Source organism: Mesorhizobium sp. B2-4-13, assembly GCF_006658535.1.
GTDB lineage: Bacteria > Pseudomonadota > Alphaproteobacteria > Rhizobiales > Rhizobiaceae > Mesorhizobium > Mesorhizobium australicum.
Map to the genome: position 1 here is coordinate 41,001 of NZ_VFVB01000015.1, position 22,207 is coordinate 63,207.

15 protein-coding genes are annotated in these 22,207 nt (G+C 62.3%); 3 read left to right on the forward strand and 12 right to left on the reverse strand.

The genetic code is table 11. The features are described from left to right. Positions 1 to 9: 9 nt before the first annotated feature. From FJ936_RS28795 to tagH, 5 genes are all read right to left on the reverse strand, one after another. The gene (locus FJ936_RS28795) at positions 10 to 2,691 is read right to left on the reverse strand and encodes a serine/threonine-protein kinase (protein ID WP_141907346.1); all 2,682 of its coding nucleotides are present in this window, start codon (positions 2,689 to 2,691) and stop codon (positions 10 to 12) included. Continuing rightward, entirely contained in the window at positions 2,688 to 3,467 is a 780-nt protein-coding gene (locus FJ936_RS28800; RefSeq protein WP_140789691.1) for a PP2C family serine/threonine-protein phosphatase, read from the reverse strand. Before FJ936_RS28800 ends, FJ936_RS28795 begins: the two co-directional genes overlap by 4 nt. A 135-nt stretch (positions 3,468 to 3,602) precedes the next feature. Then, positions 3,603 to 7,145 (reverse strand): type VI secretion system membrane subunit TssM, encoded by a 3,543-nt coding sequence (tssM, locus tag FJ936_RS28805; RefSeq protein WP_181763194.1) that lies wholly within the window; start codon positions 7,143 to 7,145, stop codon positions 3,603 to 3,605. Further along, entirely contained in the window at positions 7,142 to 8,497 is a 1,356-nt protein-coding gene (gene tssL / locus FJ936_RS28810; protein WP_348643181.1) for a type VI secretion system protein TssL, long form, read from the reverse strand. Before tssL ends, tssM (FJ936_RS28805) begins: the two co-directional genes overlap by 4 nt. Before the next feature lie 424 nt (positions 8,498 to 8,921). Next, a complete protein-coding gene (gene tagH, locus FJ936_RS28815) occupies positions 8,922 to 10,001 on the reverse strand; it encodes a type VI secretion system-associated FHA domain protein TagH (protein WP_141907348.1) in 1,080 nt (359 codons plus the stop codon). A 227-nt stretch (positions 10,002 to 10,228) separates the two neighbouring features. Between tagH and tssI the strand changes: the two genes are divergently transcribed. The 3 genes from tssI to FJ936_RS28830 are packed head-to-tail and all read left to right on the forward strand — an operon-like array spanning position 10,229 to position 14,163. Beyond that, positions 10,229 to 12,556, forward strand: a complete 2,328-nt coding sequence (gene tssI, locus FJ936_RS28820; protein WP_141907349.1) for a type VI secretion system tip protein TssI/VgrG — start codon at positions 10,229 to 10,231, stop codon at positions 12,554 to 12,556. A gap of 10 nt (positions 12,557 to 12,566) precedes the next feature. Then, entirely contained in the window at positions 12,567 to 12,989 is a 423-nt protein-coding gene (locus FJ936_RS28825) for a DUF6484 domain-containing protein (protein WP_141907350.1), read from the forward strand. Between the two features lie 10 nt (positions 12,990 to 12,999). Continuing rightward, positions 13,000 to 14,163, forward strand: a complete 1,164-nt coding sequence (locus FJ936_RS28830; RefSeq protein ID WP_141907351.1) for a hypothetical protein — start codon at positions 13,000 to 13,002, stop codon at positions 14,161 to 14,163. Positions 14,164 to 14,201: 38 nt separating this feature from the next. Here the strand turns inward: FJ936_RS28830 and FJ936_RS28835 are convergent, their stop codons facing one another. The 7 genes from FJ936_RS28835 to tssM (FJ936_RS28865) form a co-directional block, all read right to left on the reverse strand. After that, entirely contained in the window at positions 14,202 to 15,014 is an 813-nt protein-coding gene (locus FJ936_RS28835; protein ID WP_181763195.1) for a beta-ketoacyl synthase N-terminal-like domain-containing protein, read from the reverse strand. A 227-nt stretch (positions 15,015 to 15,241) separates the two neighbouring features. Beyond that, complete coding sequence (locus tag FJ936_RS28840) at positions 15,242 to 16,330, reverse strand: DUF2169 domain-containing protein (RefSeq protein ID WP_141907353.1); 1,089 nt, start codon at positions 16,328 to 16,330, stop codon at positions 15,242 to 15,244. A 3-nt stretch (positions 16,331 to 16,333) separates the two neighbouring features. Then, the gene (locus FJ936_RS28845; protein WP_141907354.1) at positions 16,334 to 16,825 is read right to left on the reverse strand and encodes a hypothetical protein; all 492 of its coding nucleotides are present in this window, start codon (positions 16,823 to 16,825) and stop codon (positions 16,334 to 16,336) included. Between the two features lies 1 nt (position 16,826). After that, positions 16,827 to 17,261, reverse strand: a complete 435-nt coding sequence (locus tag FJ936_RS28850; protein ID WP_141907355.1) for a hypothetical protein — start codon at positions 17,259 to 17,261, stop codon at positions 16,827 to 16,829. Between the two features lie 13 nt (positions 17,262 to 17,274). Then, positions 17,275 to 18,141 carry a DUF4150 domain-containing protein gene (locus tag FJ936_RS28855; protein ID WP_141907356.1) on the reverse strand — a complete coding sequence of 289 codons (867 nt, stop codon included), beginning with the start codon at positions 18,139 to 18,141 and terminating at the stop codon, positions 17,275 to 17,277. 2 nt (positions 18,142 to 18,143) lie between these two features. Continuing rightward, the gene (gene tagF, locus FJ936_RS28860) at positions 18,144 to 18,683 is read right to left on the reverse strand and encodes a type VI secretion system-associated protein TagF (RefSeq protein ID WP_141907357.1); all 540 of its coding nucleotides are present in this window, start codon (positions 18,681 to 18,683) and stop codon (positions 18,144 to 18,146) included. Then, on the reverse strand, positions 18,665 to 22,207 hold the full coding sequence (gene tssM / locus FJ936_RS28865) for a type VI secretion system membrane subunit TssM (RefSeq protein WP_141907358.1): 3,543 nt from the start codon (positions 22,205 to 22,207) through the stop codon (positions 18,665 to 18,667). Before tssM (FJ936_RS28865) ends, tagF begins: the two co-directional genes overlap by 19 nt.

The window sequence follows — 22,207 nt, forward strand, 5'->3', positions numbered from 1 at the left end:
CGTTCATATCTATCCGCCGAGCCTGAAATACTTCGCGGCGGCGGAGAATTGCGAGCCGTCGGACTCGATCTCCTCGAGGATATTTGGCAAAAGGTCGGAGGCTGGTGTCGGCCTGGAGAAGCTCGCGGCCCGAATGTCGTGCGGTCCGGTGATCACCAGCATGATCTGCGGCAGGGCTTTGCCGGCCGCCTTGTCGGCGGCGCCCAAACCAATCGGTATGCTGAAAGTCGCCTTGTCGGCTTGCGCCACCATGCGGTCATCAAGGTTGAAGGCGATGCCTCTGTGGTCGATCAGCATGACGTTGGAAACGAGCCCGCCATGCGTTGCCAGCGTGCCCCTGATCGGCGAGCCGTCCGGCACCGCCGTCCGGTCGAGAACCAGTTGCGGCCTTTCCACATGGTTGCGGTCGAGCAAGCGCAGGAACCTGGTCACTTCACACTGGGGCTGGTCGATGACACGGACGCTGATATCGGGCTCGAGATGGAACCTCGACTGAAAGTCATTGAGCATCTGCTCGAAGGGCTGCACGGCGGTTGCGAAGCCTTCGATTGCGGCGGCGCTGGCGCTTTGGGATGTCAGCGACGCGTAGAAACAGTCGCCGCCACTGAAGTCGCGCACCCATGACGCACGTTGCGCCGTCTCGTCGACTGCCGCCGCTGGCGGCACCGCCGGCTTGGGCATGTTGATGGCGACGTCGGTGTTTTCGGGCCGCGTGGTCAACGGCGGCCGCGGTTGCTGGGACGGTTGCGGCGTGTTCGCCGCTTCGGACGGCGCGGCTGGCAGCGGCTTGCTGGCGATCGCAGTCGGCGGCACCGGCTGAGCCGGCGGGCTGACCGGCAGCGCCGGCACTGGGCTTTGCGCAATCGTCGGCGATGAAGCCTCCGGCTTGGCCATTTTGGAAAGCTTATCGACCAGCTCGGTTGCGCTTGGTTTCGTCGCCGGCGGGTTTGCTTCCCGCGCCGGCTTGCCCTCTGCCTGCGTCTGGCTTGGCGCCGACGTCCCCGGCGGCTCGCCGACTGGCTGCGGCGGGTTCGCCTTCGCCTCGGGCTTTGCCACCGACACCGCGTTTGACCGGGTCACGGTCGGCGTCTCGGCAGGCTTGATCTCGACCGGCGGAGTAGCCGTTGCTTCGGGTTGAGCCATGGATGGTGCGGTCTCGCCGATGGGCGGCACCATAGGCGCCTGCCTGTCGGCGGTCACCGGCTGGCCCGTCGGCTCCTGGCGGGCGACCTGCTGTGATTTTGTTGCCGATGGCAGGTCGGGGCGCGGGGTCGGCACCGGCATTTCGGGGGGCTTGGCCTGCTGCGGTTTCTGCTCGCCTGCTGCGTGCGCCTGGTCCGCGGTCGGTATTGTGGTCTTCACCTGAGCATCCGGCTGCGCAGGTGGCATTGCCGTTTGGTCGGCGGCAGCGTTGTCTTGTTTTGACGGCTCCGGCTGTAGCGGTGATGATGGCGGCGGTTGCGATGCTTCCGGTTGCGGCTTCTGCACCACCGGTTTTGATGTCAGAGGCTTGGGGGTCTCTTCGGCCGGCGGCCGCGCCAGGATGCCACTGACATAAAGGCCGCCCCCCAACAGGACCGCCAGCGTCACCAGGGCGCCAGCGATGGCCGGCATCCGCCCCGGATTTCGCGGCTTAGCCGGAACGGTCGTGCCGGGCGTCGGCGCCGACTCTGGTTGCGACAGATGCGCCGGCCGGACATGCTCGACAAAGCGTTGTTCGCCCGGAGATGCCGAAGGCTCGAGCCTGGAGGTGGGCAGTGCCGTCCAGCCGGCGCGCGGCAAGCCGGAGCGTTCCCGCGAACCATACGATACGGGCGGCAATGTGAGCTCGACATCCTCGCCACGCGTCGCCCTGGCGATCTCGGCCATGCTGGCGGGCCGATCGCGCGGGTCGGGCTGCAGCATGGCGCCGAGGAGATCATGGAACTCGGGATCGATGTCAGACAGGTCTGGGACGGTCCGGCGTTTTTCGATGACCTCGTACTGCGAGCCGCTCATGTCGAGTGGCTTTCCGCGCAGTGCGGCGGCGAGTACCAAGCCGAGGCTATAGATATCGGACTGCTCACTGACCTCGCCGCCATAGAGGCCGAGCTGTTCGGGCGATACGTAATTGTATTTGCCGGCGAACTTCCCACCGATCAGCGTTTCACCGCCTGCGGTCGCGGAGCGAGCGATACCGAAATCAATGATTTTGGCGTGCTCCACCCGCCCGCCAGGCAGGATGATGTTGTCCGGCGAAAGGTCGCGGTGAATCGCGCCCGCCTGATGAACAGCCGCCAGCCCCGAGGTCAAGCGATGGCAAAGGCGCCGCACGTCTTCTCCCTGCATCGCTCCGTGACGCATCACATCAAACAGTGATTGGCCGTCCACAAACTCCATTGCCAGGTAGGGGCGGCCGATCTTCGGATCAATGGTGAAGACGTGATAGCGAACCACCGCATCATGCGACAGATGGTTGAGGATCGATGCTTCCTTGCGAAACAGCGACAGGATCGTCTGGTCACGGGCGAATTCGGGCAGGACGATCTTAATCGCCACGTGATCGCCGGTTTGGATGTTGTGGCCGCGATAGACTTCTCCCATGCCGCCGGACGCGATCCTCTCGTCGAGTTCGTAGATGCCGCTGAGCTGCGTGCCGGCGCCGGCATAGGTAACGTTGGTCGATATCCGCGTCTTATCGTCGTCGCTCATCTCGCCAGGCTCTCCGGTCCGGACCGATCCGTATGGGGCGCACCGTTGCGCCCGCCGCCGATCTTCACGAGAACGATGGTCACATTGTCGGTCCCGCCGCGCGCCAGCACCGTCTCCAGCAGGCTCCGGCACGCCGCCTGCGGCGTTGCCGATCTGACTGCGGCTTCGATCTCGGCGTCGCTGACATGAGCCGTCAGTCCGTCGGTGCTCAGGACGAAAACATCCCCCGCCATCAGCTCGCCCTGCTGGAAATCGATCTCGAGCTCGTCGCTCACCCCGACTGCATGGGTGATGACGTGGCGGCGCGGCCAGGTAAGCGCCTCTTGCGCGCTGATCATGCCGCGATCCACCAGTTCCTGGACCTCGGTGTGATCCTTCGAGACCTGAAAGATTGTCCCGTCACGGATCAGATAGATGCGGCTGTCGCCGGCCCACAGGCCGGCGAACCGTCCATCCATGGCAAGCAAGGCGGCGAAGGTCGAGCCGATGGTGATGCCGCGGGATCGCGAGATCTCGCGGATCTCGGAATTGGCGCGGCTCAGCCGGTCCTCGAAGCGCGCACGAAGGTCGGGTGCCGAGCTCGCTATGCCGATCGTTGCCAAATGGTCGACGATGCTGGCCGACGCGACCTCGCCGGCTTCGTGCCCGCCCATGCCATCCGCCACCACCCAGAGACCGGTCTGCGGCTCTATCAGGTAGTTGTCCTCGTTGTGGTCGCGCACGCAGCCTCTATGGGTCACGCCGAAGCTTTCGATGGAAAGGGCGACAGTGCTCAATTTGCCACCTAGCGCTTCGCGAGCGTCCCCTGTGACCAACCCCGGGCAGCGTGCCCAGGCCACTTTGCCATAAGCGCATCCATTAGAGTACCAAAATGAGTGCCGCAGCCGCCGCTGCGCTTGAACAAAGCCGTGTCAGAACGCCTTCGGACAGCTGAAGTCGGCCAGGGCTGGCAAAAGGAAGGGATTTGCCGCCGGTCCGGTCTGGATCATGTAAGCGACGTCGCGTCCACCGATCACGAAGCGGGCTTCGCCGCTGGCGGTGATGGTCGCCTTGTCCAGCAGACGTTTAAACGCCCACGGTCCCTCGAATTTGATAGCCGAGTCGCGGCCGGGCATTTGCGGCATCAAGGTGAGGCTGGCGGAAGCCGAGGCTGTGCTGTTTGGCCACGTCACCGTGCTCGGCGCGTTGCCCGTCTGGCTGCTCTGGATGGTCTGGCCGTCAATGTTGAGAACGGCGTTGTCTGCGTCTCCATTGAGCGTAGACGGCGTGATGGTCATCGAAACCGAGGGCACAGAGCCGCCGGACGGAAAGAAGGCGCTGCGGATCTCTGCGGCCGACTGAAAGGATTTCAAGGTCGACTTCGCCAAGTCGTGGCCGGCGCGGGCATCCTGTCTCCAGGTCCATTCCTGGCCGCTCATGTCGATCAGCGACGCAAGGTTCTGCGCAAAGAAACGGTCGATCAGCCCGCCCGGCGCGAAGAGCCTGGCGAAATCCGCTATCGAGATCTCTTGCGTGGCGTCCCTTGCGAAGGGATAGCGCCCGCCGACCGCCTCCTCGCAGGCTCGTGTGACCGTCTGGTCGAGGTTCTGGTTGAGGTTGGCCAGCGAGGCTTCGGCGACACTGCCAGCAAACTCGTCCGCTGCCGCGTTGACCATGCGCGCAAGCGGCTTCGGAAGACGCGAGACATTGGCGCGCAGCGTGGAGATCTGCAGCTGCAGATTGGCGTTGACGCGTTCGGTTTGTGAAGGATCATCGGCCGAAAGCCTCAGGCTTTGAAAGATATCGCGGAAATTCCGCGTCAACGCATCGATCGGCCGCCCTCCGTTTGCGCCGCTGACCAGGGACTGGAACGATCGAAACTGCGCCTCGACGCTCGCACCGGCAGTGTGTGCGACAGCCGAGCCAGAGCCGGCACGGCTCTGCGACTTGCCGCCGGCGATCTGCAGGCCGATGCGAGCCAGGCCTTTGGCCATGCTGGCGAGATCCTCTTGCGCCGCGCCGCCTTGGCCCTCGACCATCTCATCCTTTGTCAACGCGGTCTCGTCGGCGATCGCCGTGGAGAGCTGAGCAAGAGGCGAGTCCGGCGCGGCGAGAGCGGAAAGCGGCAGATATCGCGGCTTGTCTTCGAGCAATGCCTTGAACATCAGCTGGTCAAGGACGCCGTTCCACGCGGCGGAGAATTCCTTGCCGTAGCGGTCGATCAGTTCTAGACCGAGCTTGGGCAGGTCCTGGTCGATGCCGCCCTGTTGCCCGCCGCCGCCAAGCACCCATTGGTCGTTGACGAGGATCTGCGCGATGCGCGAGAGCTGCGGCAGGAAGAAACGGTTGAAGCCGTCGCGCGTGTAAAGCCCGGGAATGTCGAGATCGGCGAGATCGCCGCCATCCGCGCGTTCGAACACGAGCTGTGCCTCAGGCCCGGCTTTTGCTGCGACTGGGAAGCTCTCCAGCCTCGCCGCGTAGATCGCCGACTTGATCAGCGCCGAAGCGCGGTCGGCAAGGCTCATGCGGCCAAGGGAGCGCTGCGCGGCTTCGATCAATGGCTGGTTGAGTTCGAAGACGGGATCGTAGGCGTCGTCCAGGGCAAGCATCGCGCGCAGATGCTTTTCGAGCTGCGCGCGGCCCTCGCGGTTGTTCTCGCCCGGATAGCGGTTCACTTCCCAATCCTGCTTCATCCAGGAAACAATCAACTCGTTATCGACCTTCGGAGCCTTTCCGCCGAGCATCAGGTAGATCTTCAGCGGCTCGTAGAGTGCGATTGGATCGGCAATCTTGGCCTGGATGGTCCGCTCCGCCTGCACCAGGAGCCGCGAGCGGAATGTCCGCTCGAGCGCTTGCCGATAGGCATCCTTCGCGGCCGACAGCAGCCTGTCGCGCTGCCCAAGCCCGAACGTCTCCTCGATCGGCTTTCCCTGGTCGCCGGTCTCGAATCCCGCTGGCAGGTTGCGCAACTGGTCGAGCGGGCCGATCACATTTTCGAGGTCGACGTCGCTCACCATAGGGCTCTTGAGCAGCGCATCGGCGCTGTCGCGATAATGGGCCATGGACTGCCTGGTGGACGTGATCAGGGACTCGTTGGCGAAGAAGCTCAGCCCAAGCACGCCGAGCGCCGTCGACGTCGCCAGCGCAATCGCGGCGAGGCCACCAAATCTCGCAAGTCTGGCGCGCCGTTCGGCCGCCCGGTCGAAAGATACCCAACCTGACTCCGGGAAGATCACCTTGCTCAGGAGATCGTGCAGGAAGAAGCTCTTGCCGGTGCCCGAAAGATGCGCCTGCGAGGCGGTGCCGAAGCTGCGCCCGATTGTGCCCAGTACCTGGTCGAACGGTGTTCCTTCCTGAGTACCCGAGGAGAAATAGAGGCCCCGCAAGCTGACATTCACCCGCGATCGGGAGGCATCGAACAAACTGCCGATGAAATGCGCGGTCCGGTTCCTGAGGGCGCCGAACTGCGCCGGGAAGTCGAAGATGGCGATGCGCGCCACCGGGTCGGCCTCTTCCTGCAAGCGTTCGACGAGTTCATCTGCCAAGCGCTGCGCCAGAGCGTCGAATTCGGCCACTGCCTCGCCGGCCATGTTCCTTGTGCGATCGGCGGTCTGGAACGTCGCGCCCCATACCTGACGCCTGCGCGCGTCATCAAAGCCACCGAAATAATCCATGAAGCCCGACAAGAGGTCGGCCTTGGTGAAAAGGAGATAGGCGGGAAACTGGATCTTGAGCGTCTCGTGCAATTCGCGCAGACGGCTCCTTATCTCGGTGACATGCGCATCGATATGCTGGTCGTCGAGGCTGATGAGATCGGCGAGGCTGATGGCGAGGATCACCCCGTTGATTGGTTGTCTGGGGCGGGTTTTCTTGAGCAATCCCAGGAATGCAAGCCAGCTCGCCTGGTCGCGTTCGCGGTCCGATTCGTGCGTCGTGTAGCGGCCGGCCGTATCGATCAGCACGGCTTCATCGGTAAACCACCAGTCGCATGACCGCGTGCCGCCGATGCCAGTCACCGGCTGGGCGTTGCCGGAGCCCGCAAGCGGAAAGTTGAGGCCGGAGTTGACCAGCGCCGTCGTCTTGCCGGCGCCTGGCGGACCGATGACGATGTACCAGGGGACATCATAAAGGAAGTTGCGCTTGCGGCTCGTCCGCCTGAGCGTCGCGATGGCTTCGCTCATGCGCGCTTCGAGCACCGGTGAATCGTCGTTGCGCTCGTCGCCGCGCACAATGGCCGTTTCGAGCGCCTGTTGCGCCTTGCGTCTTTGCCAGAAGCGAATGCCGTAGAAAGACGCGAGCACGATGGCGGTCGTGCCGATGATGAGTGCCCTGAGCCACACCGACCCAAGCGGGCGGGTGTCGGCGAAGCGGATCAGGGGTCCTGCATACCAGATGGCGGCCGAGAAGCCGACGAGGGCAAGCGCGCTGAAGATCCGCAGCACCCAGCCGATCAGCTCCTCGCCGCGCCCGCTCATAACGCGTCCTGCTTTGGGAGTATCACGTCGACGCGGCGGTTCTTGGCGCGGCCGTCGGCGGTCGCATTGTCGGCAATGGGTTCGTCTTCGCCCTTGCCCTCGACGCTCAGGCGCGACGGGTCCTTCAATTGCTTGGCCATCATCGCCTGCACCGCTTTTGCACGTGCCACAGAAAGATCGAAATTCGACTTGAATGTGCTCGACTTCTTCGGCTTCACGTTGTCGGTATGGCCGACGATCTTGATCGGTCCGGGTTCGGCGTCGAGCGCCGAGGCGATGTCTGTCGCGATCGGCTGGAACTGTGCCGTTATTCCGGCCTGGCCGGACACGAACAACAGCTGGTTGCTGATCTCGACGACGATGAAGTCGCCCTTGGTGCCGACGCTCACTCCTCCGCTCGCGACCTCCCTGGCGAGTGCAGTGCGGATGCGGTCGATCTGCGTGGTGTTTGCAGGCATAGGTGGTGGCGGGTCGGCTCGCGCCGGTTCGGCGGGTGCCTCCACGCTGGCCCGTTCAATCATAACCGGGCTGGATGGATTGAGCGCCAGCAACTCGCTGGCAGTGACATCGCCTTCGTCCGTGATCAATATCCTAAGCAAGAAAAAGGCTACCGTCACCAGGGTCGCGGCGGCGGCTGCGATCGCCCACAGCGGCAGCCGCCCTGCTGGCCTGGGCATCGCCGCCGCCATGCCTTGCCACTTGGGGGAAATCTCGTCTGCGGCTCGCGGCCTGAAATAGCGCAGTGTGTCGTAGACGTCGCGCCGGACGCGCTCGAGCGTGTTGCGCTCACCGGACAATGTTCGATACTGGCCTTGAAAGCCCAGCGAAAGGCAGGCATGCATCAATTCGAGCAGGTCGCAATGCCCTTCAGGCTTGGCGAGGATATTGTTCAGCGCCTCGTAAAAGCCCGTCCCTGTCGGCTGCGTGTGGAAGAACTTTATCACCATACTGTGCCGCAGCCAGGTATGTTTGTCCGGCCAGGGCAGATTGCCGATGAGGTCGTCGGCTGTTTCGCAAAGCGCAAACTTGGCGATCCGCGCGTCTTGTTCGGCAATTCCGGCTTTGGCCGTGGCACGGTCGAAGCTATCGATAGTGTCGGCGATATGCTCGCCCAAAGCGGCCGCTTGGCGTTCGACCGGCGTCAGCCGCAACTGGCCGCACACCATGAGCAAGGGGGCTGCGGCGGCGAGGATGGGATTGGCCGCGGCATACTTCACAACAGCGGTGGCGTGGAGCAAGGCATCCTGCTGCAACACCGGTCTTTTTGCAGCAACCGCTTCGTTGTCCTGAACAACCACGGTTCCCGATGACCAGCCGGGGGGCAACTGCCGGCCGGCGCCGGGGGCGAACACGGTCGATTCCCTGGCGGGTGAGGGGAGAGGGGGCACGCTTTGCAGACCGGAACCAGCGGGAGCCACGAGCGGCCTTTGCCTTGGCCGTTGCACGCGGATGACGGTTTTATCCGGAGGCTCGGAGGAATCGTCCTTCGAGCTCATCGATGCACCACCGACGAAGTCCAACGGGCGTCTTTCAGACAGAAGGAATGCCGCATACGAGGCTCAGTATCAGCAGCGAGCCGGATGCAAACTCTGATCTTGCCGAAACATGACATTCCTGCACACACCCAAGCCGCGCCGCTCTGCCAGCCTGGCAAGCGCTCCTATGCCATTCTAGTCGCACAGGAAGCCGATTGAAATCGGAAAGCAGGGTGTAGAGGAAGCGGCTTTCCTTTCCTTGAGGTTAATTAGCGAGCTGGCAACGCCATCTGGCGCCCGGTTATTTCTGCTTGCCAGCCTTGGCGTAGGCTTCGGCGAAATAGGCAAGAAAGACATCCAGCATGCCGTTTTCGTGCTTGTCTTCCATCGTCCGCCACGTCGCGACGAGCGCATCCCAGGCTTGGCTCTTCCTTGATGAAAAGGAGGCGGGCGGGATTCTTCTGGCGATTGCCTCCGGCGACAGGTCGTCGAGCAGCCTCGAGAGCGCGGCCTGCATGGCTGCGTAGGTTGCGATTTCGTGGGTCTTCAGATCGTCGAACGCATCCTCGATGCTCCGCCTGGCATCCAGATAACCCGCCCGCCGCTTGGCAAACATGATCTCCAGCATGTCGTCAGTGCCCGGCACGAATTTCAGCGGGTTGTTGTCCGCGGCGCCGATCATCGTGCGATGCGCGCTCTTAGCGAGCACCTTGGCCGCCGCGCGCGCCTTGAGCAGCAAGGACAATTGCTCGACTGTGGTTCGCAAGACCGCGCCGATCTCGGCAGCGACGTCATGCGGGTCGCGCGACGCCAACAGCTCCGGCGACAAGCCGGCCGCCCTGGCGATATCGCCAAGTGTCCGGTCGGCTTCCGCCGGCTGCTTGACTGGGACATCAGGGCCGGGCGTCGGCGCCGACGACGTTGACATTTTCGCTGCCTGGCCCGGGCCATATTCTGGCGGAGTGAGCAATGGTGCGCTGCCGGGTTCAAGCGACCCTCCCGTCGAGGCCGGCAACTCGCGTTGCGTCGAACCGGTCCTGGCCTGCGGATGACCGGCGCCAACGCGCTCTTCGTCGATTGAAACGGTGATGATATAGTGGCCGATGAGCAGCCGGTCGCCTCGGATTAATCGATGCGGCGCATTCAGGCGCTGGCTGGAGCCGTTGACGAAAGTGCCGTTGCGCGAGAGGTCGTATAGCCAGAACGAGCCTGTCTGATAGCGGATTTCGCAATGTCTTCCCGAGATAACTTTGGCAGGGTCGGACAGCGTCCAGTCGCAGTTCTCGCGCCCGATTTCGAAGCCCCGGTCGCGGGCGGCATAGCTCGTGGCGACCCCTGGCGGCAGCCGGTCGGCATTGCTGATCTGAAGCGAGATGAACATTGAAAGCCACTGTCCGCTGAAATGCCATGGCATTCTAGCAGCTTGCCGGCGCAGTGGGAGAGGCGCCTTCCACGAACAATGCTCGCCAGGTTCATGCGTTGCTTTTATTTGGTCTCCGTCGAAGATATGCTAGCTTGCGGCGGTCAGATGCTGTGAACGTGATGCCGTTCACGGAGCGGGGCTTCAATCCATCATCCCGGCGGCCGCGTTGAGGAGGGGCACGACCCATGCCGAATGAACGTGCCACGGTTCTACAGACGCCGGTTGGGGCCGATGTGCTGACCTTTACCCATCTCGTCGGCCGTGATGAGATCAGCCGATGTTTCGCCTATACCGTGGGGTTCGTCAGCAAGAGCCGTGAGATCGATCCGCTGAAGATGCTAGGCGGCGTCATTTCCGTCGAAGGCGAATCCGATCCAAAGCGCTGGTTCAGCGGTCTGGTGTCGGATTTCAAACTTACCCGCATAGAGGATCGGTTGACCTATTACGAGGCCAGCGTCAGGCCATGGCTCTGGTTCCTCGGCAACACCACCGACTGCCGCATTTTCCAGAACATGACCGCTGTCGAGATCGTTGAAAAGATCTTCTCGAAATACGGCATGGCCAAGTTCGAGAAGCGGCTGCAGGGGTCTTATCCCTCGCGCGAATATTGCGTGCAGTACGATGAGAGCGATCTCGATTTTGTGCAGCGGCTGCTCGAGCACGAAGGGATCTTCTATTTCTTCGAGCACGATGAGGGCAAGCACACGCTGGTGCTGTGCGATGCCATGAGTAAGCTGAAGCCGGCGCCAGGCTACGACAAGGTGCTTTACAATTTCGAAGGCCATGGCTCGCGCCGTGATGTTGAATACATTACCGAATGGATTCCGGGCAGCGCCGTGCGTCCAGGCGCCTACGTTCATAAAGACTATGATTTCGAGAAGCCCGGCGCTGACCTGATGGCGAAGTCCGCTCAGCCCTTCGCCCATCGGGAGGCTTCGGGTGAAAACTACCGTCAGCCCGGCGCGCATCTCGATGTCGGGCGTGGCGATAAGATTGCGGGTATCCGCCGCGAGGAACTCCAGGCTCTGCACCAGCACAGCACGGCGGTGGGAACCGTACGGGGGCTTTTTTCAGGCTGCAAGTTCACGCTGGAAAGTTTTCCGCGCGACGACCAGAACCAGGACTATCTGGTGATCAGCGCCGTATATCGGCTGTTCGATCCAGGCTACCGGACCCAGAACGAAGCCCATAGCGAGAATTTCAAGGTCGTGCTTGGCATCGCGCCCACCAAACTGCCCTACCGGCCTCCGCGCATCACGGCGCGACCGATCATGCGCGGACCGCAGACCGCGACCGTGGTCGGCCCGTCGGGCGAGGAGATCTTCACCGACAAATATGCTCGGGTGAAGGTGCAATTTCATTGGGACCGCCTCGGCAAGAAGGACCAGAACTCATCTTGCTTCGTGCGCGTGTCGCAGACCTGGGCCGGGAGCGGATGGGGCTTCATCCAGATCCCTCGCATCGGCCAGGAGGTTATAGTCGATTTCATCGAGGGCGATCCCGACCTGCCGATCATCACGGGTCGGGTCTACAACGCCGCTGAGATGCCGCCCTACGGACTGCCGGCCAATGCGACGCAATCGGGCTGGAAGTCCAACTCGTCAAAGGGCGGCGGCGGCTATAACGAACTAATGTTCGAGGACAAGGCCGGCTCAGAGCTGGTCAATTTCCAGGCGCAGAAGGACCACCATCTGCTGATCAAACACGATCGCAACAAGACCGTTCAGCACGACCAGTCCGACCGCATCGACCACGACGCCAAGCACTCGGTCGGCCATAACCTTGACGAAGACGTCGGCAACAACAAGACGGTCAAGGTCGGCGTCGACCAGACCACCAACATCGGCAGCAACGATACCGAGACCGTGGGCGCGAACCGTTCGTTGACGGTCATGGCGAATGAGACCATCCATGTCGTCGCCAACTCGACGGAGAACATCGACGCCAACCATTCGCAGACGGTGGGTCTCAACCAGACGGTCACGGTGGGTGTCGCCCGCGTAGACACGGTGGGAGCCGCTGAAGCCCGAACAGTCGGCGCTTCGCAGACGAACGCGATCGGGGCGTCGCGATCGGTAAGCGTCGGGATAGACCAAAGCCATAGCATAGGCGCTGCCGATAGCTGGTCGGTGGGTGCAACTCAGAGCATCCAGATCGGAGCGGACCAGAGCTTCGCTGTGGGTGGAGCGCAATCGTCCGAAATAGCCAAGGCAAGAAGCGCCAAGATTGGCGCGGATGACGGCACCGACGTCGGTGGCGCGCATGCGCTCAAGGTCGGGAAAGGCAGCGCCATCCAGATAGCCGAGGACAGTTCGATCAATGTTGGCAAGAATCTGGTGATCGAGGCGGGTGACTCGATCACGCTAAAATGCGGCGACGCAACGATCACCATGAAAAAAGATGGGACCATCGTCGCCGACGGTAAAGACATCATGCTGAAGGGCAGCGGCAAGATAAATGTCAAGGCTGACGGCGACGTGATTATCAAGGGAAGCTCCATCAACAATAACTGAGGGCGTCACGATGAAAGTTCTGGATCGCATTGACGGGGTTGTAATCGGCCTGCTTATCGGGTTCGATGCCGGAGTACCGCTCGTTGTATTCGCGGGCAATCAGCGCGAAACGGCGGTTGCGGCTCGTAGCCTGACGGAATTGGGGCCCTCAGCGGTGGGTTCGGAACTGGCTCTGATGTTTGAGGGGGGCGACCCTGCGCGGCCGCTCGTCGTTGGACGCATCGTCGATCCGGCTCATAAGGACAAGAAACTGCCGGTCGTTCGTGATGGGGATCGTCTCGTCATCACCGCGGATGAGCGCATTGAGCTGCGTTGCGGGGTGGCTTCGATCATTCTGGAGAAGAATGGCCGCGTGACCATTCGAGGCACCCAGTTGACCAGCCAGGCCAGCGGAACTAACCGTATTCGCGGTGGGGCCGTACATCTCAACTGAGGCGCTGCCAATGCATCGGGTCGCGACCATCGCTGCAATCGTGGATCAGCATGCCGAAGATGCGGCCTTCCTCTGGCAACGCCGTCGCAGAGAGATCGATGCTCCCATACTGGATGCTGCCGACATAGGTCGCTTAGATCAGCGGCTGGAGGCCAATCTCGAAGGACTTTTGGCCGCCGGCACGGCGGGCTGGGAAGCAGCTCTAGCACGCTTCACGGACTATCCTGAACCAAGCGAACTGTTTGTGCTGGGCACATTAGCTCTGCGCTGGGGAGACGCCGATCTGGTGACCGTCGCGATCGATGCTGCAGGGCCGCTCGGTGATGTCGGCACGTCGAGCCTCTCCGCGGCCATCGCCCGTACGCCGCGTGAGAGCCTGCGACCATTCGTGGCGGATTGGCTTCATACGAGGGACGCGTTGCGTCGCAGCCTCGGCCTCTCTTCGCTGTGGCATCATCGGGTGGATGCGGGGCCGTGGCTTCGCAATTTGACAAAAGATTCGGACCTGAGGGTGCGCAGACGCGCAGTCAAGCTTGCCGGAGCGGTCAAACGACGCGATCTCCTTGCAGAGGTGTTGACTGGACTTGACGGCGAGACGCCCACCGAGCGCTTCACGGCTGCCGTAGCCGCTTGCCTGCTGGGCGAAATTCGAACCGCCCAACCCGTGATTGACAAGATCGTGACGGCGGACTCGGGATTGTCGGGACCGGCGATCGAGATAGGCCTGTTGACGAGGACGACGGCGGCCGGCAAGGCCTGGCTCCAGACGCATCTGGACCAGCCCGCGCTTCGTGGCGTTGCCACGGCCTCCATTGGTCTGCTCGGCAATCGCATGGTGATGCCGTGGCTAATAGAGAAAATGCGCGAACCAGACCTTGTCGTTGCTTCCGGGGCAGCGCTTCGCGACCTCTTCGAAGTTGATTTTGGCGATACCGACCTCTTTGCGGTCGATCCGGCTGCGCTCGGCAAGGATTTCGTCCATCTTGACGAGACCTCGCTGCCAGTGGCCGATAAGGTCGAGGAATGGTGGGACGAGGGCCGGGGCGGGCACTCTCACCGCCCTTTCAAATCGATGCGCCGGTTGCGGATCGGAGCGTTACGAGCCGCACTTGCTACGTCCGATGCGCCGCTTGCCGACTGGCGTGCCACGCGCCGGTACCCAGCCTGGACATGACATTACCCATAAGGGTCTTTTTTGAATGAACTGGCCACTTACCGCCCCCTGACGTGGGTCAACACCGCTGCGGCTCGCAGGCCATTCTCCGAGGCGAGCTCGCAGGCGGCGGTCGCACCGGGCGCATACTCCTTCAGGAAACTGTCGGCTGCCAACATCAGCACAAGAGCCCCGCTGGCAGCCCCTATGTCGCCGACTGTCATCGCCGGGAGGGCGGTCGGCAGGATTTCCCGTCGCGTCCGGTAGAAGCGCGGTCGTGTGAGCATCTGCTCCCATCCGCTGTAGCGCTCGCCATTGCCGTTGCTGACGACGAAATCAATGTCGGGCTCAGAGGGACCTGATCCCTTTACCGCGTCGCGTAACGCCTCTAGCAGAGCGTGCCCTTGGCTGTAACGCTCGGAAAGAACACTGTCCGTCTCGTGGGCTAGGCCCACGCCATGGATAGCAACATGGATCTGCGCTTTTCCGTCGGGAGCGCGGGTCAACCGGATGAAGGCTGCGCCTTCGCCGGGAATCAGGCCTTGCGCGTTCTCTTCACTCTTGAGGCGACGAGCCTGCCCAAGACGAGCCAAATCCACGGCGTTGATGAGGCTGTCGACGCCGCCGAGCAGGACCTGTTCGACGTCCTGCAGTTCCATCAACTCCGCCGCGCGCTCCAGCAACCCGATACTTGCGGCAGCGCCGCCGTCTGCTGCGCGCGAGGAAGCATGGAACTTCTGACCGGTCGTCGCAATTATCGCGGCCAGAAAATCCGCCGGTGCGATGTCGGCGTAGGCCGGATGCTTGCGAAAGCTCTCCGGGGGAGTAAGCAGAATAGCGGTCGCTTCGGAATTGATTTTGCCGGTCAGCAATGTCTCGCGGACTGCCCGCGCCGCAATGTTGACAAGCCACTGCCCCTCCGTCCTTCGCAGTCGTGAGCGAGCCGGGATTCGCGCCACCACCTGGGTAGCGCCAAATGGCGTAGCAAGCACGGCGTCTTCGAAAGCCGACAGACTTGCCCGAATGGCTGCGAGGGTTTGCCGAGCGTTCAATCCCGCTGCGGTAACCGCCCCAGCCCCCGAGACATAAAGCGGTCGCTTCATAGTCGCCACACCGGTCGATCCGGTATCGTTCCATCGCCGCCAAGGGCGGAGCGATACTCCTTTCCCCTGCGTCGAGCCAAAAGAAGAGCTGGCGTAACGTGGCCGAAGACGATCTCGCGTATGTTCGGGGCATTCCTGCGCGTTGTGGTTGAATGCCTTGCTTTCAGGGTAACGCGCGAAATTTCGGGCTCGATGATGATCGTGTCTGGTACAAAAGACTGCTCTTGCACCTTGTCATCATAGATCAATCTCAAGGGCGCGGTGACCCTTGGCAGGCGAAAGCTCCAGCGCCCATCCGGCGTTAGGCCAATGAGTGTTACCTCCTCGCCGCCGGCAAGCCGCGGCAATTGTTGATCGGTCGGTGCGCACAGATAGTGTCGAGGGTCGAGATCCTTCGGGGGCAGAGGCCATTGTGTGTCGATCCAGCTTTGATCATAAGTACCTGCTAAGCCGAGGCGCGGCTGCCATCCGCGCGCGAGCACGCCGAAGCCAGCCGGCTGCGGGCGGTCAGATGCGCTTAGAAACGGCTCACCCGGATACGTTATATTTGGGGCCTGCGTCCTGACGGTCGGATCGGCGGAAGCCGCATGGCGAAAACCGACTCCCACTGGGTTGCGAGATTCGACAGTCCCATCGGGCGTAGTGCCGCCGTATGCCCGCTCATATACGATTGGCATTGTCCTGAAAGGGTGCGGCGCGCTGTAGCTGCCGGAATCGAAAATGCGGTCACCGACGACGTTGAGGACCTTGCGAATGCCGGCGACGCTGAGGCCTACTTGCATCTCGCGCACCGGTTTTCCGTTCGGAGCGTGGGCCGTGCCATTGACGATTACCTCCGCCTTCGGCTTGATGGGGGCAATGTCGGCCTCGTACCGGCTCGACGAGCGGGCTGGGTCACCGAAGGGCACGTCACCGAATGCCACTGGCAGCTGTTCGTCCGCGGGACGCAGCGAACCATTCGGTTGCGGCACATCGAAACTGGCCGACAACATCGTTACAAGCACTTCCTGTCCATCAGCATCCATTTGGAGGTGAGTCGCGGCAGCGAAGGGCGTGCGATTTTCGAGCCAAACATCAAAGGCCACGGCTCAGCTCCAGTTACCGTTCTCGTCAAGCCCGATCGGCCAGTAGGGCATGCAGGTGAGCAGTCGCACGTAGTCCTTTCGCCCGTCTTCGACCAACCAGGCGAGCATTGCCGTCTGGGGAGGCACGCGATCGGCCGGAGGAAGATCACCGTTCAGCTCGTCAAAGGACAGCCAATATGTGCGAAAAAACCAGACAACCTCCGGGGCGGATGCGGGCCCAGCCAGCCGTTTGTCGTAGGCGAGGTCAACAGCCTCGGCCTTCTTGTAGCCATCGAGCACGAAGGCTTCGACACAATCCTGCCACCACGCATCGCCGACCTCATACGCCGTTGCGAAGTCGGCAACATATTGGGCATATAGTCTCCGATGGGCTTCGGTTGCATCGGCAAGGGGTTTTTCTTGCCCCTGGTCACGAATTTGTCCATAGAGATCCTTCGGTGCCCCAAGCAATTGGCGCACAGCTTTGTCGACGTTGTGGACGATCTTGAACGCCATCTCAGCAGGTCTCCTCGTCCGGAGATTGACCGATAGGCACGAAAACAAGGCCTTTCACGAGTTCATAGACATCCGGTGCGACGCTAGGTAGGTCGTCGACCAGCAGATCGATCGCGAGTTGGAAGTCTACCTCGGGCTCGTCATCTGCTCCCCAGTCGGTTTCCTCGATGTCATCGCTACCGGGAGCCTCGCGACTTTCATTGTGCAGGTTAAGATTGTCTATTTCTAGGAAGTATTTTCGGAAGACATGGAGAACGCGCGGGTGTGCGGTTGGTCCCGCCGGCCAGCGGGATTCGAACTCATTTTGGGGGGCCGAGCCGACGAGTTTTGATGCATCGCGAACAGCTTGAGCCTTCCACCAGGTCATCACCCCCGGCAGGATTGTGCGCATTTCGGCAAGATAGTGAGCCTGAATATCTTTGTAGCGTTTGTCCATCGCATTACCTCCTCTAGGACCGGCCCGCTCTAATGCTGGCGCCAATCTTGGACACCTTGGTCCCCTGAGTATTCGAGTGCGCACGGCAATGCGGCCGCACCATCTCCGGCTTGCTCATGAGTTTCTTGAATGCCTCGGGCGATGGTTTCAGATGACAGCCGCCAAGTTCCCATGCGCGATTCAAAGGTGGCTGATGATCGGGCGTCATCTTCTTTCGGTCGCGGTTCTTGTAGCGCCTCTTTCCGCCCGAGTCCTTCTTGCCGTAATCTTCCTCCCTCAGCCATTTGCCGCCTAGCGTCTTGGCCCGCTTGCTTGCCCTGATCTGCTTCGCGCATTCCCAGCACCGCTTTCCGTAGACTTCATCTTTCTGCGGTTGCTTAATGCTTGGGCGGTGTTTGTCGCTATTGTAGGGTGTTTTGCATTTGCTTTTTCGATAATTGCTACCGAGCGCCGCCTTCAGAATCACCAGCGCGCCGGGGGCAGTGCAATTCGGTGGTTTGCTGGCTTCGTTCTGCAGCAATGGGTCGCCATGACGGCAGACCCCCTTGCCCTCGACCTTTACTGTAAAGGACCAAAGCGTGAAGTTCCCCTTGCCTTTGGTCTTATGCGTTATGACGCCGCCGCCCTGCGTGCCGGGCTCGTTTCCGGTACTTGTCGAGATCTCAGAAACATCCTCAAGTGCGGTTGGATTGCCGTCGGCCTTGACGCTCTTGCTACCTTTCGTCAGGTCGCTGGCGAACAGCATATTGACATAGGGTACGGGGATCGGACCGGCTGGCGGCGGCGGCGGTGTCAGACAAACATCTCCGGGCGCAATACCTTTTCCGTCACTGCCTTTGTGAAACCACCCCATTTTCTCCGCGAATACGGTGCATCCCATGTCTAGAATTCCACCGTTTGAGCCGGTGCCGCACGCATGCCGGGTAAAGCGTTTGCGGCCAGGTCGTGAATGTCGGAGAAGCTGAACTCCTTCACTTCCCAGTCGTCACTCCAGAAGACAATTCGCGACGACCCTGCGCCGGGGCTTGGTGCGGGCAATTCCTCCAGATGCTCCGTCAACCTTCCCTGGGACCAATGGTCGGCCACGCATCCCTGAAGTGATGCAACCACCGCATCGAACCAGGGGTCGCCTGGATCAGGGGGGGGACCCAGCCTAATGACCGCGAAAGGATAGCGCCGGCCGACGCGGTCCTCGCTCATTCGCCAGGCGCCGGCACAGGGTTGGTCACTAAAAATTCCTTCCTGAATGACAAAACGCCATGCGCGCGAGTCTAACTCGCCCTCATCGGGTCGCGCGCGCAGTTCCATTGACATCCACCGGTCCCATCGGTCGATGAAAGTCCGCGGCAAGTTCCAGGCGACGAAATCGCCGGTCGCCGGTATCTTGCCGAAAAAGCCAATGATCAGATCTGCGGCGGACATGTGAACTTCTTGAACATTTCGAGTGTGTATGGATTCTCGACACTGGCCGCCTTGAGCTCGAAGTCGGCCCACATCCCCTTCGTACCGAGCCGCAGGCTATAGACGTCGGTGAGCTTGGTCGCCGCGAAGCGGCCGCCGCGCAGCATTCTGAGCCAGGCCCAGCTGCCGGTTTCGTTGAGCATCACTTCGGGCGAGCCGTCGACCGGCTGGAAGGCAAGCGAGATCACCCCGGTCCCGTCCTTGCCGGGCCACGTCATCGGCTGCGGCCTGGTTGCATTGTTGTAGTAGACGAGGTTCTGGCCATCGAGGTTGAGCGTCACCCGCGCCGCGCCGGGTGCGAGGTCCTTGGGTTCCAGGGTGAAATTCATCACCGGGCCGGTGCCGCCTGGAAACAGGTCGTCGCGGATATGCCTGGCCTGCTCGAACGCTGCGAGCGCCGCCGGGTCGAGGCCGAAATCGGCCCGCCATTTCCACGGCTCGCTGGCGGTGTCGACATAGTTGATCAGATGGTCGTTGATGAAAGCATCGATCAGGCCGGTCGGCCCGAACAGCCGCTGGAAGTCGCGCACGTTGACGTCGACCGCGCTGTCGGCGCTGAATGGATAGCGGTTGTTGAGTGCCGCCTGGCAGAAGGGGAGTATGTCGGCCCGCCAGATGGCATTGAGCTCGTTGGTTACAGCCTTTTGCGACAAGCCACTGGTGTCGCCGGCAATACCGCCCAGCCAGTCGTTGACCGGCGAGGGCAGGATCTGTGCTTGTCTCGCAACCGCGCCTGTCAGTTCGGCAAGGCCGCCCTGCTTCTTGATCGCGTCCTGCGGGTTGGGATTGGCGGTGACCGTCTGCAGAACGTTCGACAGAGCCGTCAGCGCCACGATCGCCGCGTCGAGCGCCGGCGGCTGGCCGTCGACCTGTGCGATGGTGCCCTTGAGCGGCTTGAAATGGTCGGCCACCAGGCTGCCGGTCATGTCCACCTGGTTGGCGGAGCCGGCGCGAGGCAGGAGCTTGGCGCCTGAGGTCACCACCTTGCCGAGCTTGCCAAGCTTGCTCAGCAGCTTCGAACCGGTCTTGGCGGCAGCGCCGCTTTGGCCATCGGCCGGCGCCTCGTCGGAACGGGTGAGGTCGGTCTCCTGCACCACTGCCGTCAACAGGCGCTTCAGCGCGGAGTCGGCGCTTGACAGATCCTTGAGGTTCTCACTGGCTATGTTGAGATCGGTCAGCGGTGAAAGCCGCATGTCGCGCAGGAAAGAGTCCCACTGCGCGATATAGTCGTCGTAATAGAGCTTCAGGATGTCCTGGGAGAGCGCCGAGACCGACGTCTCCGAATTCTCCTCGCAGCCGCCGGCAAACACCGCCCGGTCCAACGCGGCCTGGCCGGCGACATCCTCGACTCGGTCGAGGACCGCGTCATGGAAGCCGGCATAGGTATAGGGGCCTGGAACGCCGACACGCAGTGTTTTGTCGGAACGGCGCGCGAACACCTTGGCGCCATTCGGCCCGGCGAAATTGGCCGGCGCCCATTCCTTGATGGCTGCTACTTCCGGGTCGGCCAGGAGTTGCCTGTAGGCGCGCTCGGGCAGTGAGATCGTGCACACGGTCTTCAGCGCCTCCGCGACCAGTGCCTTGTCCGGGGCGATGTAGCTGTCATCGACTGCCATGCGGCGGATGGCGGCGATTTGGTGCTCTTCGGCGTCGGCTGTGGGGAAAGGCGGAGCCGGCGCGAATTGCGGCAGACTGTTCACCCACCAGTTCTGGACGAAATCGGTGTCCATTTGCGACAGGCCGGTCATCATCCGGTAGGTCTTCAGCGCGCCGAGCATGAAGTCCGGATCGCGGATTTGCCGCCACATCGTGGCCTCGAGCAGGGCGACCATATGCGGCTCGAGCACGTTGCGCAGCGCATGGTCGTAGGTATCCGTCTGTGCGCGCATCAACTCCGCCGAAGCGGTCGGCCCGAGCAGGTTATGGACGGCGTCTGGCGGCGGCGTTCGAGCCGTCGCGACTGCGCCCATCGCCGACAGCGCGCCATCCAAGGTCGGCTGCTCGACCGCAGCCGGCATGGCGGCCACCTCGGTGAGCGGCCCCTGCAGGGCTTCGAACTGGCCGGCCTGTTCGGCAATCGCGTTGCGGTTGTCGAGGTAGGACCAGGTGAACAGGCCGCCAGCCAGCAGAGCCGCGAGCCCACAGGCGGCGGCAGCCCCGCGCCACATCCAGGCGCGGCGACGCTGCGCTAGCGGATCGAACGTACCAAGGCCGGCCTCCTTGAAGATAACCTCGGTCAGAAGGTTCTTGAGGAAGAAGCTGCGCCTCTCAACGCGCGCCGCCGCTATGGCGCGGCGCGGCGGCAGGCCGAAGGAGGAGGACAACGCCGCGGTCAGCCGGTCGATGGGAGCGCCTTCCTGGGTCGCCGATGTTAGATAGAGCCCGCGCAACCAGCCGGCTTCCTCATAGCGGCTTTCGCCGAATATTGCCTCGATCAATGTCTTGATCGGCTCGCCGAGGCTCGCCAGCTGGGCTGGAAAGCGGAAGATCTCGGCGCGCGAGGCGAGCTTGTCTTCGTCTTCCAGGCGTGGCACCAACCTCCGCTCCAGCTCGGTGGCGAGCCTGGAGAGCTCCGCCAGGATCGTGCCGGCGTTGACTTGGGCCTCGAGCGGAAAGGTTGTTCCCCATACCTGCTCGCGCGCGCTTGTCGACAAGCCACCGAAGAAGGCTTCGAAGCCTTTGATCAGGTCTGCCTTGGTCAGCATCAGGTAGACGGGCAGGCGGATCTCTAGCCGATCATTCAGCTCGGCCAGTCGGCGGCGGATCTTGCGGCCGTGCGCCTTGATCGCTTCCTCGCCCTCCGAGAGCGCGTCGATCGACAGCGCGACAATGACGCCGTTGAGTGCTCGGCGGCCGCGGTGCTTTTTCAAAAGGTCAAGGAAGCCCAGCCATTCCGCAGCATCGACGTCCGGCTGGCTCTCCTGCTGGACGTAGCGCCCCGCGGTGTCGATCAGCACCGCGTTTTCGGAGAAGAACCAGTCACAATTGCGCGTGCCGCCAACGCCTTGCAAATCGTCGGTAAGGTCGATTGGAAAATTGAGACCCGATTGGCGCAACGCGGTGGTCTTGCCGGTGGCCGGAGGTCCGACGATCACATACCATGGCATTTCGCGCAGGAACTTGCGTCCGCCGAGCTTGCGCCGCTTGAGCTCGGCCATCACCTCGCCGAACTTGGCGCCGACGGCTGCAACGCTCTCCTCGCCAGGGGTGAGCTGTTTTTCGGCTACGGGAGCTGCGATCTCGGCGACGAACATGCGATTGGCGCGAATGGCGCGCCGTTGCGCGATGATCAGCCAGATCAGCCATAAGAAGATCAGTCCGACGACGATGGCGATGCGCACATTGTCGGATTCGAATGGCGCGTAGGGACCGACCCTTACGATCGGGCCGAACACCCAGATCAACAGCGAAAGCAGTGCAATGCCGATCAGGGTCCACAGAAATCGCGAGGTGATGACCGCCCACAGGAAGCGCAGGATGAACAT

Bases quoted from the DNA above. Each gene is read 5' to 3' on its own strand.
- FJ936_RS28825 (WP_141907350.1), top strand. From the start codon at position 12,567: ATGAAAGTTCTGGATCGCATTGACGGGGTTGTAATCGGCCTGCTTATC.
- FJ936_RS28855 (WP_141907356.1), bottom strand. From the start codon at position 18,141: ATGGGATGCACCGTATTCGCGGAGAAAATGGGGTGGTTTCACAAAGGC.
- FJ936_RS28850 (WP_141907355.1), bottom strand. From the start codon at position 17,261: ATGGACAAACGCTACAAAGATATTCAGGCTCACTATCTTGCCGAAATG.
- tssM (WP_141907358.1), bottom strand. From the start codon at position 22,207: ATGTTCATCCTGCGCTTCCTGTGGGCGGTCATCACCTCGCGATTTCTG.
- tagF (WP_141907357.1), bottom strand. From the start codon at position 18,683: ATGTCCGCCGCAGATCTGATCATTGGCTTTTTCGGCAAGATACCGGCG.
- FJ936_RS28830 (WP_141907351.1), top strand. From the start codon at position 13,000: ATGCATCGGGTCGCGACCATCGCTGCAATCGTGGATCAGCATGCCGAA.
- tagH (WP_141907348.1), bottom strand. From the start codon at position 10,001: ATGTTCATCTCGCTTCAGATCAGCAATGCCGACCGGCTGCCGCCAGGG.
- FJ936_RS28795 (WP_141907346.1), bottom strand. From the start codon at position 2,691: ATGAGCGACGACGATAAGACGCGGATATCGACCAACGTTACCTATGCC.
- tssM (WP_181763194.1), bottom strand. From the start codon at position 7,145: ATGAGCGGGCGCGGCGAGGAGCTGATCGGCTGGGTGCTGCGGATCTTC.
- FJ936_RS28845 (WP_141907354.1), bottom strand. From the start codon at position 16,825: ATGGCGTTCAAGATCGTCCACAACGTCGACAAAGCTGTGCGCCAATTG.
- tssI (WP_141907349.1), top strand. From the start codon at position 10,229: ATGCCGAATGAACGTGCCACGGTTCTACAGACGCCGGTTGGGGCCGAT.